Raw genomic sequence first — 15,732 nt, 5'->3', positions numbered from 1 at the left:
ACAGTGCTCAGCGCCGCCGGATGTCGCGGACGCTGCGCAGGGCTTGCGGGAGCGCAGGCGGGATCTTCGGCCGGCGCAGCCGGCGCGCGATGAACTCGCCCAGAGTGACCCCGGCAGCCAGTGCGCAGCCGATGCCGAAGGCGGTGGCCATCTCGGCGCCGCCGCGCGTGGGATCGTCGTTCATCAGGCCGTACATGCCGCGATAGATCGCCATGCCGGGAAGCATGGGAGTGATCCCGGCGATGGCGATCACCAGTGGCGGCGTCAGCGCCCGGCGGGCCGCGACGCCGCCGATCAAGCCGACGGTCACCGCGGCCACGGCATATGTCACCAGCGGGGTGGTCGTGTACACCACCATCACGCCCTGCACCGCTGCGCCGAGTGCCCCGGCCCCGATCGCGGCGGGGAGAGCTCGCCGTTCGGCGTAGCTCGCGGCGAGGAACCCTCCCGACGCGATGGCGCCGCCGAGGATGCGCGCGGGCAGATCGGACGCGCCGAACGGCGGAATGGTGGTCAGCTCCGGCAGATAGATGCCGAAGAGGCCGACGCCGCGCACCGCCAGGGCGACGCCGATCAGGATCCCGCCGGTCATCACCACGACCTCGGTGAACCGGGCCATCGCGGTGATCGGCGCCCCGGTGATCGCGTCCTGCACGGCACCGACCAGGGTCAGGCCGGAGAGCAGCACGATGATCCCGGCGGCGATGATCTGCGACGGATACACCGCGATGCCGGTGTTCTGCAGCACCCGGAACAGCACCGCGGCCGGGATCACCGCGATGAAGCCGCCGGCGATCTGCTGAAAGAAGATCGGTGTGCCGATCCGGTTCAGACGACGGTTCACGACGACGATCGCCACCGAGCTGGCGAATGCGGTGAGGCCGACCAGCCAGTCCGCCGCGAGGAAGATCGCCACTCCGTAGGCCATGAGTCCCCAAGCGAGCGTGGAGATCCAGCGCGGGTAGGGGTGCGGCGCCTCCACGATGACGTCGACGATGCGGTGCGCGGAGGTCGGGGTGATCGCCAGCCGCCGGATCCTCCGTACCAGGCGGTCGATCTCGGCCAGGCGGGTGAAGTCGAGCGAGCGGTAGTTGACCGTCCGGGAGGCGGTGATCGGCGGCAGGGTGCTGCCCCGGCGCGCGCAGATGAGGACGGTGTTGAAGGTGACGTCGATGTCGACGTCCTCCAGCCCGTAGATCCCGGCGACGAACTGCACCTGATCACGGGTGTCGATCGCACCGGTCCCGGCGTCGAGCAGGACCGCGCCGATCCGGGCGGCGAGGTCGAGCACTTCGGTGATCCCGGCTTCGTCGTGCAGGTCGATCGGCTTGCGGGGCGCCACCACGATCGACCCCGGTTCGATGGTGTCGATGGTCGCTCGGGCGGGACCGAGAATCTTGTTCAGGCCACGGCGGATATACTCACGCACGCGCCTGCCTCCTTAGCTCAGTGGTAGAGCAACGCTCTTGTAAAGCGTAGGTCGTCGGTTCAATCCCGACAGGGGGCTCCACATCGGCCCTGATCGTAGCGGTGACCACCGCGCCGGTCAGGGCCGAGCCGTCTGCGCGGCGGTTCGGGGACGCTTCGACCACGATCCCATCTTCCCCGGCGACGCCGGTCTCGGCCACCCTCGGTTTCGGTGTGCGTGAGTGGTTGTCCGTGAGTCGTGGTGCGCGAAACGTCATGGGCGACGGCGACGGCTGAGGCCGCGGGCCCGAGGCGAGGGTGCCGGGCACCCATCTTTCGGCGCCGTGGGGATCGGCCCAGTGGGATCGGCCCAGTGGGATCGGCGCAGTGGAGTCGGCGCAGTGGGATGGGCGCAGTGGGGTCGGCCCAGGTGGATCAGCGGTCGTGCGGGAGCGCTCTGGTGACCTCGGCCAGACGATCGGCGATCACCCGCAGGTCTGCGTCGTCGATCTCGTTCGGATCGACGACGGTGGCTGTGCCCGGGCCGGGTCCCTGCCCGGCGTCGCGGACCGCGTCGGCGAGCCCCCGGGCACCGGCGGGATCGGCAGGTGCGCGACCGGTGAGCCGGTCAGCTGCATAGCGGGCGACGTCGTCGGCCAACCGCTGGGCGGAGTCGACGGCGGGCAGCCACGCCGCAGCCACGGTGTCGGCCGGCGGCGGCTCGGAGAGCGCGCGGTGCAGGCGCCCGTCGAGTTCGGTGAGGGAGTGCGCGGCCGATCGTCGCGCGTCCACGACGGTGCGGTGCCGCTCCCCGGCCCGGCGGGCGTCGTCGTCGGGAATCGGAGTTCCGGCGGCCACCAGCTCGGTCGCCACGGAGTCCATCGCGTCGGCGAACGCCTGATGCACCCAGAGCTTCCGGGAGTGAGGCCAGATGAGGTAGCCGAAGACGATGACGATGGCACCGCCGATCGCGGTGGCCGCGATGCGCTGCAGGGAGAAGTTGTCCTGGTCACCGGGCGTGATCACGGCCACGAGCAGGATCACCACCGGGGCGATCGCGACCGCCTGGAGGGCGTACGAGCGCATCATCAACCAGGGGATCAGGGCGGAGATGATCAGCATGGCGATGCCGAATCCGACGCCCTTGGGCACCACCAGGATGATCACCGTCGCGATGCCGACGCCCACCAGGGTGCCGATCACCCGGAGAATCGCGCGAGAGAACACCGAACCGAAGTCGGGCTTCATCACCAGGCAGACGGTGAGCGGCACCCAGAACCAGTGGTTGTAAGGGAAGTACGCCTTGGCCCCGACGGCGATGCCGAAGCACAGGGCCAGCCGCACCGCCGCGCGGATCACCTCCGGTCCGATCGTCGCCCGGACGACGGGCAGCTGACGACGCGAGCGGCCGTCCTTCACCGTCGAGAGCGATTCTTGCAGCTGATCGATGCGCCGCGTCAGAGCCGACGACGACCCGGCCCGATCCGGTGCGGGCACGACCGGGGCCGCCCGCCGGGTGGTGCTCGCGCCGAGCGCGCGGAGGCGGACCGCGGCGGCCGCCGCCGCAGCGGGGTCGTGCTCGCCGACCAGGAGGGCTTGCACGCTGTCGGCGGTGGCCAGGACGTCGTCGTCGAGCGACCACCACCGTTTACCGGTTCCCCAGTGCAGAGGCAGTTCGGCGACCCGGTCGCGGGCGGCGTAGTAGGCGGCGTCGGCGTGGACGCGTGCGGCGGTGGTGCGTGTCCCGCCGTCGATCAGATCGTCGTGCCGGGCCTGGGCGAGCCCGGCCAGCGCCTCCAGGAGCGGCCGGACGGCCTTGCGCTGCGGCCGGTCCGGGACGAGCAGCGCTTCGATGCCCAGCAGTGCGGCGTAGATCGCGGCACCGGCGAAGTACAGTCCGAGCGGCGTCCACCAGTTGTGAATTCCGTCGACGCCGATCGCGATGGATGCGGCCAGCAGGAACTGCATTCCGGCGACGGAGAAGGCAGGACCGATCCCGGCCAGCAGGCCCATCAGCAATGCCAGCATCGCCAGCAGGATCGCCAGTGCGGGCAGCGGCATGTCCTGGGCGTAGCCGAGGAGGTAGCCGGCGGCGGCGATCGGCGTCGAGACGGCGATGATCGTGAAGTTCAGTCGGTACGTGCCTTCGCGCTCGCCTGCCGCGAGGAGCAGGGCGGCGAGGCCGATCCACATGCCGGTCACGATGTGCCCGGTGAGTGAACCCACGATGAACGGGCCGCCGACCGCCACTCCGGACCGGATCGCGTGGCCGACCGGAAACTCCGCCGGACGGATCCGGACCGTCTCAGCGATCCAGGACCAGCGAGGGTCGCCGAGGAGTGAACGGGTCGGGGCCGGCACGGGCGCCTCCTGGTCGAATTCCGCTTGCGGTCCGCGCGCTGATCGGAGCGCCGTCCGAGCAGGCGATCAACGCCGATGATGGCATAGGCGAGGCGAGATGCGGTCGTCATGGCGAACCGCGGTGCGGGCCTGGCACATATCGTTGCCGCGGCCCGCTGCTGAGGCGGCGCCCGTGAACAGCCGGAGGTCGCCCGCCGCCGTCGCCGCCCGACTATGTTGTCCTTATGAATGGGCAGAATCCGGCGCCTCGTCCGTCGCACCCGCCCCGGCCGCAGGCCCCGGCCCGACCAGGTGTGCGCCCGCTGCGCAGCGGCGGACCCCGGCCCGGCGACCTCACCGAACAACTGATTCACACCGACTTCTGGACGGACCAGATGGTCCAGGCCGCGGGGATTCCGATCGTGGACGTGCCCTTCGTGTCCGTCGGGTCAGGAATCGGCTCGTTTGTGACCGTCGACTACCTGCGGATCTTCGGTGTCCCGAAGAACCACCTCGCGGTGCTCGGCCCGCAAGACGTGCCGTGGCGGTCGTACGAGTATCTGACTCGCGTCTCGCAGATTCCCCGCGGCGAGCGGCTGCGGTCGGACTCGCAGTCCATGCCGGACAACCTCTGGGGGTTCCCGTCGTACGCCGTTCAGGAAGCGTGGCGGGACAAGACGGTCCGTCCGCTGTGGAACGTCCTGACCGAGCCGATCTTCGCGAACTACTACACGCCGAAGGCCGGTCAGGTGTTCGAGGCGATGGAAGTCGAAGCCGCGCGCATCGGCTACTACGACTTTCTGCACAACGGTCAGGTGCGGATGATCCGGCGGCGCACCGGCGGCGGCTACTTCACGGTGCTGACTCCGAAGCCCGGCACCTCACGTACCAAACGGGTGGCTTTTCGCAGCCGCTTCGTGCATGTCGCGATCGGCTATCCGGGACTCAAGTTCCTGCCGGACCTGCAGCGGTTCCGCGAGCGGTTTCCCGAGGCGGCCGGGCGGGTGGTGAACGCCTACGAACCGCACGAGCAGATCTATCAGTCGCTGGCCGCCCGACCGGGCACCGTGATGATCCGCGGTTCTGGGATCGTGGCCTCCCGCGTGCTGCAGCGCTTGATCGACGACCGCGACAAGCTCGGGTTGCAGACGCAGATCGTGCACCTGTTCCGGACCTACTACGACAAGGCGCACGGACCGCACGTCATGATGCGGCGTCCGGGCGGTGACGGCTGGGCGTATCAGGGGTTCAACTACCCGAAGTCCGTCTGGGGCGGGCAGCTCAAAGCCGAGATGTCCAGGCTCGAAGGCTATGACCGGGTCAAGCTCTACAAGAACATCTCCGGCACCAACACTCCGATCCGTAAGAACTGGCGGGAGCAGCTCAAACGGGGCCGGACCGAGGGCTTCTACCGAGTGGCGGTCGGCGAGGCGGTCGACCTGCGACCCGCACCGGGTGGACAGGGCGTGGTCGCGACGGTCAAGGTCGATCCGCTCGCCCCGGTGCGCCAGCCGGCGGGACCGGACGGTACGGTGACGGTGCAGGCCGACTTCGTCATCGACTGCACCGGACTGGAGGCCGACGTGCGCGAGCACCGGCTGCTGGCCGACCTGCTCGACCACACCGGGGCCGGGCTGAATCCGCTGGGACGGATGGACGTGGAGCGCACCTTCGAGCTGCGCGGCACCCGCAGCGGTGACGGCCGAATCTACTGCTCGGGCACGGCCACCCTCGGCGGCTACTTTCCCGGAGTCGACACCTTCCTCGGTCTGCAGATCGCCGCCGACGAGATCACGCACGACCTTGCCGCACAAGGCTTCTGCCGTAAGCTGACGCCGACGCGCTCGGTGCAGCAGTGGTGGCGCCGGATGCGGGTCAGGGAGGTCGAGTGAGGTGCTGCCGACACTGAACGGGCGCATCCAGCTCCGCATTCTCGTCACCGCCGTCGTCGGCGGCATCTGGACGGCGTTGCTGGCGCCGGTCCTGCCGACCGGTTTGTCGGTCGCGCGCACCTATCGGGACGCCTACGTGATCCTCGGCGTGCTCATCGCACTCGGCGTCCTGTGGGAGCTGGTGTACCACTTGCTCATGCAGTTCCGGTGGGAGAAGGACTGGCCGACCCTCTTCGGTCTGCTCACCGGCGTCTCCGAGGGCGTGGTCCTGTGGCTCGTGATGCGCTTCGTCCTGCCCGGCTTCTTGCCTCCGGCGCCGGCCTTCGCTCTCCAGTTCGTCACCACGTGGCTGATCGTGTGGCTGGTGCTGAACGGGCCGCTGCGGGCGATCTTCGTGCGGCAGCGATTCCGGGGAGGCCGCTTCGTATGAGTGAGACGACACGGGCAGCGAGTGGTCCGGACGGCGAGCAGGTGCGGGTGTCCCTGGTGCCGGGCGACGGTGTGGTGATCCGCAAACCAGACTTCTTGTGCGTGCTCGGACCGCAGTCGGCGGCACTGGCCGAACAGGTGCTCGCGTTGCCCGGGAAGCTGGAGCGAGCCGACGCCGGACGGCGTGGACGGCGCTTGGCCCGTGGGGTCGCCGAACTGGTCGCGGCCGCCGATCTCGACGAGGCGGACGTCGCCTTCGCCGCCCCGGATTCCGTCGGCATCACGCTGTTCCTGACGGGTCGTGTGTTCGGCGAGATCGACGGGCGGCGGGTGGAACCGTTGGAAGGGCGGCCGTTCGAGCAGGCGATCCCGTGGCCGTTCCTGGGACTGTGCCTGGTCGTCGCCGGATCGACGCCGGATCCGGCGGGTGAGGAACGCTTCGACCTGGTCGACGGCGTGGTTCCGGCGGCCGCCGCCCGGCTCCACTCGCCGCAGACCTCGGGCGCCACGGAGTTCTATACGGAGGCGCTCGAACGCGTGCGCCGCGAACTGGCCGAGTATCGCAAGACCAAAGCCCCGAACGCCGGTGACGGCGCCCGGAACGTCGGTGACGGCGCCCCGGTCGCCGAACCGGAGCTCGCGGGGCCGGTGACCGCCCGAACCCAGGACGCCGCCGAGCACGACGACGAGATCAGCACCGATCCGGTGTCGCCGCCCGAGCGTGCCCCCGAACCCTTCCTCAGCGCCTCGCTGGCGCCGGAGCCCGGTGCGCGACAAGCCGGACCGCCGGGCCGGTCGGCGCTTCCGGCGTCGGATCGTGCGCCCTCGCAACCGGGCCGTGCGCCGCTTCCGACCCGTTCTCCCCGGAGCGCTCCGGGCTCGCCGGCGCCGTTCCAGTCGGCGCCGCTGGCCGGTCAGCCCGGGCGGATGCCGAACCGGGACTCCGGTGGAGCGCGTCCGCCCCGCCCGGCGCGTCCGCCCCTGCCGGTCGCCGAACCCGCCGCGCCGCTCACCCCGCCGCCGATGCCGAAGGCGAAGGCACGGCCCACGGTGATCGGGGTGCGCTGCGTCAACGGGCACCTCAATCACCCCGACGGGTGGATCTGCGGTGCGTGCGGCATCCGGATGGATCAGATGACGACCATCCCGGTCGAAGGAGAACGGCCCTCGCTGGGCTGGCTGCTGCTCGACAGCGGAGAGGTGTTCTCGCTCGACGACGACATCGTGATCGGTCGAGTACCCCTTGCCCCCGCGGAGCGGTCTGCCGACCGCAAGTCGATCGTCGTGCACGACGCCGGCGGCGCGGTCTCTCGTCGGCACCTGGAGGTCCGGCTGGTCGAATGGGACGTGTTCGTCGTCGACCTCGCTTCCAGCAACGGCACCTTCGTGACCGATCCGGGCCCGGGCAGTCGCGAGGTCCGCCTGATCCCGCACCAGATGCGCAAACTGGTCCCCGGCTCCCGCATCCGCGTCGGATCTCGCATGCTCACCTACGAGTCCCCGCACGCGAGGCTCTGATGGCGGCCCAGCAGACGGCGTTCCTGCTGCTCGACGTCGCGGTGGTGATCGCGGCGGCACGGGTGGGGGGACGCCTGGCGAAGGCGTGCAAGCAGCCTGCGGTGGTCGGTGAGATCACCGCAGGGATCGCGCTCGGACCGAGTCTGCTGGGCCTGTTGCCGGGCGATCCGTCGTCGTGGCTCTTTCCCTCCGACGTCCAGCCGCTGCTGAAGGCGATCGCGCAGCTGGGTCTGGTGCTCTTCATGTTCATCGTGGGACTGGAACTGGACATGCGCCTGGTCCGCGGCCGCGAACGCTCGGCCGCATCGATCTCGGTGTGCTCGGTGGTCGTCCCGTTCGCGCTCGGCGCCGGGCTGGGGGTGCTGCTCTACCCGTCGCACGACGAGGTCGGCGGGATACAGATCGACAAGCTCGGCATGTGCTTGTTCCTGGGCATAGCCATGTCGATCACCGCGTTCCCGGTCCTCGCCCGGATCCTGACCGACCGCGGCATGCAGCGCACCGCGGTCGGCACATTCAGCCTGGCGGCGGCCGCCGTCGACGACATCATCGCCTGGAGCGCCTTGGCCCTGATCATCGCCGTGATTCAGGGCGGCAGTCCGGTCGAGGTGGCCAAGATCGTCGCGCTCACGGTCCTGTACACGGCCGTCATGTTCGCTGTGGTGCGTCCACTGCTCGCCCGGCTGCTCGCGTGGCGGGCCCGCAGCGAGGGCTTCCCGGCCGATCTGCTCGCGGTGGTGCTGATCGGGCTCTTCCTGTCCGCGGCAGCCACCGAGTGGATCGGCATCCACGCGATCATCGGCGCCTTCGTCTTCGGCGTCGTCATGCCCAAGGCCGGCGGCGAGCAGCTGATGCGCGAGATCCTGGAACGACTGGAACAGGCCGTCGTGCTTCTGCTGCTCCCGATGTTCTTCGTCGTGACCGGACTCAGCGTGAATCTCGGCGGTATCGGCGGCACCGGCTGGCTGCAGCTGCTCGCGGTGATCGGGGTGGCGTGCGCGGGCAAGTTCGCGGGCGCCTACTTCGGCGCCCGGGTCAGCGGGATGCCCTCGCGCCAGTCTGCGGCCGTCTCCGTGCTGATGAACACGCGGGGGCTCACCGAACTGGTCATCCTGACCGCCGGACGCGAACTGGGTGTGCTCAGCGACGAACTGTTCGCGATGATGGTGGTGATGGCACTGGTCACCACCGCGATGGCGGGCCCGCTGCTGGCGGTGATCTATCCGCCGGCGATGGTGGAACAGGACATCGCCGCGGTGGAGCGTCGTGCGTTGACGGCCGGATCGGCGACCCGCGTGATGCTGGTGTTCGACGACCTCGACGACGACGTCGACCGCCTCGCTCAGCGGCACGCGGGGCTGCTCTCGGTCGGGATGGGTGCCGACGTGGTGCTGGCCGGGGTGCTGCCGCGCAGTTCCGGCGATGCCACGCTGGAACTGGCGCCGGTGGTGCCGGACTTCGCAGCGATGGCGGCGGCGGTGGAGAAGCTGAACGCGCTCAGTGCCCGGGTGCCGGGCGCCCGTTCGGTGTCGGTGCTGTGCCGGTTCACCGACGACGCGGCCGCGGACTTGGAAGCCATGGCCGAGAACGGGTCGCCCGACGTGATCGGTGTGGATGCCGCGGCCGGTCAGGTGGGCGTGGCGCTCACCGTGGCGCCCGTCCTGCTGGTGGATGAGGATTCGGCCTCGACGGCGTCGTCGCAGCTCGTGTGCCGCAGCGAAGACAGCCGCAGCGGGCGGACCGCGGTGATCATCGCCGCCGAACTGGCGTTGCGTACCGGCCGGGACCTGTTGGTGGAGACGCCGCAGTCGCGGCGGCGGATGCTCGCCGACCTGAAACCGGTTGCGGCGCTGGGGGTGACCGTCGAGGTGACGGGCACCGGCCTGCGCCGAACGGGGGAGACCGTGCTGGGTGTGGTCGGCGGCGACACGGTCGGGGCGGTCTACCAGGTGTTCGACGGAACGTTGGTCAGCGAGGAGGGACTCGGGGACCGGATCCAGCAGCGATTCGGCGCCGGGAGCGCAGCGAGCGGGCCGCGTTTGGACGGCGCCGGGAGCGCAGCGAGCGGGCCGCACGCAGACCGCGCCGAGGCGCGCGACAACTCGAGTGGAGGGCAACTGCCATGACCCCATCGGACCATCCGCAGCTGCTGGCCGACTTCGTCGTCGTCCGGCGACTCGGTGACGCCGGAAACGGTACCTTCTACCTCGCCGTGCCCCCGCAACGCTTGGGTCTGGCCGACGACCGAGTGGTGGTCAAGGTGTTCAGCGGCCCGTGCAGCGACGACGCCTACCGGCGCGGGGTGCGGGAACTGCGCGCCTTTGCCGCGGTTCGGTCCCCGTATCTCGCGAAGCTGTACGACGCCGTGCTCCAGGGGCAGTTCATGTATGCGATGGAGTACTTCCCGGCGGGGTCGCTCGCCGATCCGGCCGGCGGAGTACTCGAACGCGACGCCGCCCTCGCCGCACTGGCCGATGCCGCGCGCGGGGTGCACGACCTGCACGAGGCGGGCATCGCCCACGGGAACGTGACCCCGAGTTCGGTGATGATCTTCGAGGGTGGGGGACGGATCTGCGACCTGGGGCTCTCGCGTGTGCTCAGCACCGACGAGCCGCTGACCAGCTTTGTGCAGCCGGGGTCGGTGCAGTACGTCGACCCGTCGCTGCTGGCCGGCGGTACCCCGTCCCGAGCGACCGACGTCTGGTCTCTGGGTGCGTGCCTGCACTTCGTGCTCACCGGGACCGGGGTCTACGGGGCGATCCCGGAGGCTCAGCCGATGCTCGCCATCCGCGCCGCGTTGTCCACCCCGCCGGCGCTGGCGCCCTCGTTGAATCGGGACGAGGCGGCCCTGATCGCGGGCTGCCTCAACCTGTCAGGTCCCGTCCCGGGCACCGCCCTGGAAGTGGCCGGCCGGATCGACGCGCTGCGCCGCTGAGACCCGGGTTCAGCCGTAGACGACGAACAGGTCGGTGCGCAGTTCCGTGCCCGGCGTCACCGACGGGTCGGTGACGTAGACCTCGCCGATCAGCTTCGCCTCGCCCAGGCCGCGGTCGGCGAACTCGGTCATCAGGCGGCCCCAGCTGTCGCCGAGGCCGTCGTACGAGCCGAGGTGACTCAGCGCCAGGGCGCGGCCGGACGGGAACGTGCCCGCGGTGAATCCGTCGGGCGCCGCGGCGACCGGAAAACCGATCTCCAGGTCGAACGCGCCGCTCGGCGGCCCGGAGTACAAGGCGTAACCGGGGCCGATCGGACCGGCCGGGGCGAGGGCCGAGAAGCCCGCATCGAAGACTGACGGGAGGTCGGCGAGGGTGATGGCCTCGGCGAACTCGGTGACGGTGGGAACGCCCTCGGGCAGTTCGACCTCGGTCGGTGCGGTGAACGGCTCGTCGCGCAGGATCAGGGGGATGCTCATGTCGGTGAAGGTAGCAGTCGTCACTGACACACGCTGCCCTTCGCAGGGCACACTGGAGACCGTGAGCGAGGAAGCAGTGATCGTCGATACCGTTTTCGGCCCGGTCTCCGGCACGCGCACCGGGGGCGTGGACAACTGGCGGGGCGTTCCCTATGCGGCGCCTCCAGTCGGGGACCTGCGCTGGCGGCGGTCGCGGGATCCGCAGCCGTGGACCGAAGTCCGGGATGCGACAGCGTTCGGGCACGTCTGCCCGCAGCCCGCGATGCCGGTGATCGACCTGGGCGCGGGCACCACGTCCGACGAGGACTGTCTGCACCTGAACATCTGGTCGCCGACCGGTGCGGCCGAGGACGGCGACCGGCACGCGGTGATGGTCTGGCTGCACGGCGGCGCGTACATCTGCGGCGCCGGTTCGCAACCGTTGTACGACGGCACTGCGCTGGTCCGCGCCTCGGTCGAGGAGGACGTGCCCGCCGTCGTGGTGACGATCAACTACCGGATGGGCGCGTTCGGGTTCGCCGAGTTCGGCGACCTGCCCGGCACCGACGGCGCCTTCGACACCAACTGCGGCCTCTCCGACGTGGTGCAGGCGCTGCGCTGGGTGCAGCGCAACATCGAGCGTTTCGGCGGCGACCCCGACCGAGTCACGGTGTTCGGCGAGTCGGCGGGCGGCGGCATCGTCACCACCCTGCTCGCGATGCCGGCGGCGAAGGGCCTGTTCGCCCGGGCGATCGCACAGAGTTCGCCGGCCACCAGCGTCTACGACCGCGAGCGCGGTGCCAGGTACGGCGAGCTGTTCCTGGAGGAGGTGCACGCCCCGGACCCGCCCACCCCCGACGCCTTGCGCCGGCTTCCGGTGGCCGCGCTGGTGTCGGCCGGCACTCGCGTGTTCAATCGGGTGCCGTCGGAGTTCCCCGGCACTATCGCGTACGCGCCGATGATCGACGGCGACTTGGTCCCGCGCGATCCGATGGAGGCGATCCGCGACGGCGACGCGCACGACGTCCCCCTGATGATCGGGACCAATCGCGACGAGACTTCGCTGTTCAAGTGGATGAAGACTCCGCTCATGCCGGTCACCGAACAGCAGGTGCAGGCCATGTTCGAGCTGATCGCGCAGGAACAGCCCGAGCTCGCGATCCCCGGCGTCGACGACGTCGCCGTGGCCTACGGCGGCGAATCGCGGATCCCGGGGCGCAACGGCGCGCGGTTCATGGGGATCTCCCGAGACCTCGCCTTCCGGATGCCGGCGGTCTGGATCGCCGAGGCGCACAGCCGCCATGCGCCCGTCCACCTCTACCGCTATGACTGGGCGACTCCGCTCTTCCGGGTGCTCGGGATCGGCGCCACCCACGCCACCGAGCTGCCGTACATCTGGGGCAATCCGGCGTCGACCAAAGCCGACATCAGCTACCGGCTCGGCGGGCGCAAGACCGGCTCACGGGTGCGTCGCCGGATGCAGGAGCGCTGGCTCGGCTTCGCCGACGACGGCGATCCGGTCTCCAGCGACTCCCCGGCCCAGTGGAAGCCGTACACCAACCAAGAACAGCACTCGCTGCTCATCGGCGCGACCGACACCGCGGTGACCGAGCTCGACCGGAACCTGTTGCGCGCCTGGGGCAGCGACGCGCTCGGCTTCCGGTGACCGGCGACGGCGTCCGACCGATCCGGGCACCGGCGCTCCACGACGGCGGGTTTGTCCACGGCGCCGTCGTACCCGGCGGCTCGACGTTGTTCACCGCGGGCATCTCGCCGCTGGACTCGGCCGGCGGGATCGTCGGTCCCGGCGAGGCGACGGTGCAGACTCGGCGCTGTCTGGACTGTCTCGCCGAGGTGCTCGTCGCGGCGGGGTCGGCACCCGCGCAGGTGGTGAAGCTGACCGTCTACGTCGCGACCGCCGACCCCGCACTGCTCGGCCGGGTCTGGCAGACGGTGGACGCGTGGTTCGCGGACACGCCGCCGGCGATCGTCCTAGGCGTCACGGCCCTGCCGTATCCGGAGCAACTCGTCGAGATCGAGGCGATCGCGACAGCCGAGTAGGCGAGGTCTCGATACGCGGGACTCACTGCGTTCGCCCCGCTACTCGACCACCGAACCAACCCCCTCGGCGGTCGAGGCAGGAGTGGGGTTTCGATACGCGGGACTCACTGCGTTCGCCCCGCTACTCGACCACCGAACCAACCCCCTCGGCGGTCGAGGCAGGAGTGGGGTTTCGATACGCGGGACTCACTGCGTTCGCCCCGCTACTCGACCACCGAACCAACCCCCTCGGCGGTCGAGGCAGGAGTGGGGTTTCGATACGCGGGACTCGCTGCGTTCGCGCCGCTACTCGACCACCGAACCAACCCCCTCGGCGGTCGGTGGGTGAGCCCCCTTGGTGGTCGAGTAGGACGAGGCGCTAGCCGAGGACGTATCGAGACCACAGCCGAACGTCGCCGGGATCGAGCACAGCAACCTCACAGGAAGCGTGCAGGCGTGATCCAGGTGCTCGGTAGATTGTGGTGACCATGACTTCTTCGAGTCCCGGCAGACCGTCCGGGCGAGCTGCGCGAGTCCTCGTCGTCGACGACGAGGAGAACATCCGGGAACTGCTCGCGGTGTCCCTGAAGTTCCAGGGATACGAGGTGACCACCGCTGTGGACGGGCCGAATGCGATCGATCGGGCGCGGTCGTCCCGGCCCGACGTGGTGATCCTCGACGTGATGATGCCCGGCATGGACGGCTTCGGCGTGCTCAAACGGTTACGCGCCGACGGCCACACCGCGCCCGCCCTGTTCCTCTCGGCGCGAGACTCGGTGGAGGACAAGGTGAACGGGTTGACCATCGGCGGCGACGACTACGTGACGAAGCCGTTCAGTCTGGAGGAGGTGATCGTCCGGTTGGAGGTCCTGCTGCGGCGCAACGGATTCGGCGACGAGGCCGAACCGACCCGGATCACCTTCGCCGACCTCGAGCTCGACGACGAGACCCACGAGGTGTTCAAGAACGGAGAACTCGTGGCACTCTCGCCGACCGAGTTCACGCTGCTGCGCTACTTCATGGTGAATGCGGGCACGGTCTTGTCCAAGCCACGGATCCTCGACCACGTGTGGAACTACGATTTCGGCGGTGACGTGAACGTCGTCGAATCCTATGTCTCATACCTGCGCCGCAAGATCGACACCGGGCCCACGCGGCTGATCCACACGCTGCGTGGCGTCGGCTACGTGATGCGCGAACCGCGGGAGTAGGCATGACGACGTCGGCCGGCGTCCGTGCCGGAAGTCGGTCCGAGGCGGACCCGGTTCGGTCGGGTCGCCGGGGAGTGCCGCTGCGGGTGTCGCTGGTGCTGCTCACGCTGACGCTCGTCATCACGGGGCTGGTGGTGTCCGGCGTCGCCGTCACCTCGGCGATGCGCAGCGATCTGCTGAGGCGAGTGGACGCCAACCTGGTCGAGGCGACGGCGACCTGGGCGCGACCCGGTCCGGTCCCCCAGGACGGCGACGCACCCCGCGGACCCGGTCCGCGCCGTCCACCGTCTAACTTCTTCGTGCAGGTCAGCGGTGGCCCCATCGGCACGATGACCACCAGCGACTACGACGCGACACCGGATCTCTCGGGACTGCCCGTCGGCGATGCCGGGCCGCTCACCGTCCAGTCCCGCGGCTCGGGGCCGCAGTGGCGGGTGATCAAGCGGACCGGCGATGCGAACGAACAGAACGGATATGCCCCGGTCACGGTGGTGGTCGCGACGCCGTTGCAGGACGTCGACGACACCCTCAACCGGCTGATCTGGCTGCAGGCGGGGATCGGCGCCTTGGTGGTGATCGTGATCGGCGCAGCCGGGTATCTGCTGGTGCGGTCCTCGCTGCGGCCGCTGCGGCGGGTGGAGGAGACCGCGCACGCGATCGCCGCCGGCGACCTGGAGCACCGCGTGCCGCCGCAGCGCCCGGGCACCGAGGTGGCCGGACTCGCGGACTCGCTGAACACCATGCTCGGCCGAATCGAGACGGCCTTCGCCGCGACGGAGTCGTCCGAACGGCAGGCCAGGGCCTCGGAGGAGCGGATGCGGCGCTTCGTCGCCGATGCCTCACATGAGCTGCGCACGCCGCTGACGTCGATCAAGGGTTTCGCCGAGTTGATCGGCAGCGGCATGACGACCGACCCGGCCGACGGGATCGCCCGGATCTCGGCGGAGGCCGACCGGATGAGTCTGCTGGTGGAAGACCTGCTGATGCTGGCGCGCCTGGATGCCCAGCGGCCACTGGCGAAGGCCCCGGTAGAGCTGCCCGTCCTGGTCGACGATGCCGTGGCCTCGGCGCGAGCGGCCGCACCGGACCGGGAGATCGTCGTGGCCGACCACACCGAGGGTCCCGGCCCCGTGGTGCAGGCGGATGCGGCTCGGCTGACGCAGGTGCTGCACAATCTGATCGGCAACGCTGTGGCGCACACGCCGGCCGGCTCACCGATCACCGTGGCCCTCACGGCCCCCGGCACGCAGGCGCGGGTGGAGGTGATCGACCAGGGGCCGGGTCTGAGCGAGGAGGAAGCGGAGCGGGTCTTCGAGCGCTTCTACCGCGGAGATCCGTCTCGGCAGCGGTCCTCGCCGTCGTCGGGCAGCGGGCTCGGCCTGTCGATCGTGGCGGCCCTGATCGCCGCACACGACGGCTCGGTCGGAGTGGTCTCCTCGCCCGGTGCAGGCGCCCGCTTCTGGTTCTCTGTGCCGCGCCTAGACGGTTCCTGAGCCGGCGGTCC

At 70.1% G+C, this 15,732-nt stretch carries 12 protein-coding genes and 1 tRNA gene; 10 read left to right on the top strand and 3 right to left on the bottom strand.

The window, feature by feature from the left end; translation table 11 throughout:
- Positions 1-7: 7 nt before the first annotated feature.
- The gene (locus tag C6V83_RS17365) at positions 8-1,429 is read right to left on the bottom strand and encodes a threonine/serine exporter family protein (protein WP_105943467.1); all 1,422 of its coding nucleotides are present in this window, start codon (positions 1,427-1,429) and stop codon (positions 8-10) included.
- Positions 1,430-1,435: 6 nt separating this feature from the next.
- Between C6V83_RS17365 and C6V83_RS17360 the strand changes: the two genes are divergently transcribed.
- Positions 1,436-1,510: transfer RNA gene (locus C6V83_RS17360), tRNA-Thr, on the top strand.
- Positions 1,511-1,842: 332 nt separating this feature from the next.
- On the opposite strand, the gene C6V83_RS17355 is transcribed toward C6V83_RS17360, so the two are convergent.
- Entirely contained in the window at positions 1,843-3,768 is a 1,926-nt protein-coding gene (locus C6V83_RS17355; RefSeq protein ID WP_105943466.1) for an FUSC family protein, read from the bottom strand.
- Positions 3,769-3,992: 224 nt separating this feature from the next.
- Here C6V83_RS17355 and C6V83_RS17350 point away from each other — a divergent pair, with 224 nt between their 5' ends.
- The 5 genes from C6V83_RS17350 to C6V83_RS17330 are packed head-to-tail and all read left to right on the top strand — an operon-like array spanning position 3,993 to position 10,521.
- Complete coding sequence (locus C6V83_RS17350) at positions 3,993-5,639, top strand: FAD/NAD(P)-binding protein (protein ID WP_234353791.1); 1,647 nt, start codon at positions 3,993-3,995, stop codon at positions 5,637-5,639.
- Between the two features lies 1 nt (position 5,640).
- On the top strand, positions 5,641-6,069 hold the full coding sequence (locus tag C6V83_RS17345; RefSeq protein ID WP_105943464.1) for a hypothetical protein: 429 nt from the start codon (positions 5,641-5,643) through the stop codon (positions 6,067-6,069).
- The gene (locus C6V83_RS17340) at positions 6,066-7,586 is read left to right on the top strand and encodes an FHA domain-containing protein (protein WP_105943463.1); all 1,521 of its coding nucleotides are present in this window, start codon (positions 6,066-6,068) and stop codon (positions 7,584-7,586) included. The genes C6V83_RS17345 and C6V83_RS17340 overlap by 4 nt, the downstream gene beginning before the upstream one ends.
- A complete protein-coding gene (locus tag C6V83_RS17335) occupies positions 7,586-9,712 on the top strand; it encodes a cation:proton antiporter domain-containing protein (protein ID WP_105943462.1) in 2,127 nt (708 codons plus the stop codon). Before C6V83_RS17340 ends, C6V83_RS17335 begins: the two co-directional genes overlap by 1 nt.
- Positions 9,709-10,521, top strand: coding sequence for a protein kinase domain-containing protein (locus tag C6V83_RS17330; RefSeq protein ID WP_105943461.1), 813 nt, complete (start codon positions 9,709-9,711; stop codon positions 10,519-10,521). Before C6V83_RS17335 ends, C6V83_RS17330 begins: the two co-directional genes overlap by 4 nt.
- Before the next feature lie 9 nt (positions 10,522-10,530).
- Here the strand turns inward: C6V83_RS17330 and C6V83_RS17325 are convergent, their stop codons facing one another.
- Entirely contained in the window at positions 10,531-10,998 is a 468-nt protein-coding gene (locus C6V83_RS17325) for a GyrI-like domain-containing protein (protein WP_105943460.1), read from the bottom strand.
- Positions 10,999-11,059: 61 nt separating this feature from the next.
- Here C6V83_RS17325 and C6V83_RS17320 point away from each other — a divergent pair, with 61 nt between their 5' ends.
- The 4 genes from C6V83_RS17320 to C6V83_RS17305 all read left to right on the top strand — a co-directional run bounded on the left by C6V83_RS17320 (position 11,060) and on the right by C6V83_RS17305 (position 15,721).
- Entirely contained in the window at positions 11,060-12,643 is a 1,584-nt protein-coding gene (locus tag C6V83_RS17320; protein WP_234353790.1) for a carboxylesterase/lipase family protein, read from the top strand.
- Positions 12,640-13,038 (top strand): RidA family protein, encoded by a 399-nt coding sequence (locus C6V83_RS17315; protein ID WP_234353789.1) that lies wholly within the window; start codon positions 12,640-12,642, stop codon positions 13,036-13,038. Before C6V83_RS17320 ends, C6V83_RS17315 begins: the two co-directional genes overlap by 4 nt.
- A gap of 467 nt (positions 13,039-13,505) precedes the next feature.
- Entirely contained in the window at positions 13,506-14,228 is a 723-nt protein-coding gene (locus C6V83_RS17310; RefSeq protein ID WP_105944045.1) for a response regulator transcription factor, read from the top strand.
- A gap of 2 nt (positions 14,229-14,230) precedes the next feature.
- A complete protein-coding gene (locus C6V83_RS17305; protein WP_105943459.1) occupies positions 14,231-15,721 on the top strand; it encodes a sensor histidine kinase in 1,491 nt (496 codons plus the stop codon).
- Positions 15,722-15,732: the final 11 nt, after the last annotated feature.

This window comes from Gordonia iterans (assembly GCF_002993285.1).
In the GTDB taxonomy this organism is placed as follows: Bacteria; Actinomycetota; Actinomycetes; order Mycobacteriales; family Mycobacteriaceae; genus Gordonia; species Gordonia iterans.
This window is presented reverse-complemented; position numbering and strand designations above follow the sequence as displayed.

What these genes read in the sequence shown, in the direction of transcription:
- C6V83_RS17350 (WP_234353791.1), top strand. Translation starts at nt 3,993, where the DNA reads ATGAATGGGCAGAATCCGGCGCCTCGTCCGTCGCACCCGCCCCGGCCG.
- C6V83_RS17340 (WP_105943463.1), top strand. Translation starts at nt 6,066, where the DNA reads ATGAGTGAGACGACACGGGCAGCGAGTGGTCCGGACGGCGAGCAGGTG.
- C6V83_RS17335 (WP_105943462.1), top strand. Translation starts at nt 7,586, where the DNA reads ATGGCGGCCCAGCAGACGGCGTTCCTGCTGCTCGACGTCGCGGTGGTG.
- C6V83_RS17330 (WP_105943461.1), top strand. Translation starts at nt 9,709, where the DNA reads ATGACCCCATCGGACCATCCGCAGCTGCTGGCCGACTTCGTCGTCGTC.
- C6V83_RS17325 (WP_105943460.1), bottom strand. Translation starts at nt 10,998, where the DNA reads ATGAGCATCCCCCTGATCCTGCGCGACGAGCCGTTCACCGCACCGACC.
- C6V83_RS17310 (WP_105944045.1), top strand. Translation starts at nt 13,506, where the DNA reads ATGACTTCTTCGAGTCCCGGCAGACCGTCCGGGCGAGCTGCGCGAGTC.
- C6V83_RS17305 (WP_105943459.1), top strand. Translation starts at nt 14,231, where the DNA reads ATGACGACGTCGGCCGGCGTCCGTGCCGGAAGTCGGTCCGAGGCGGAC.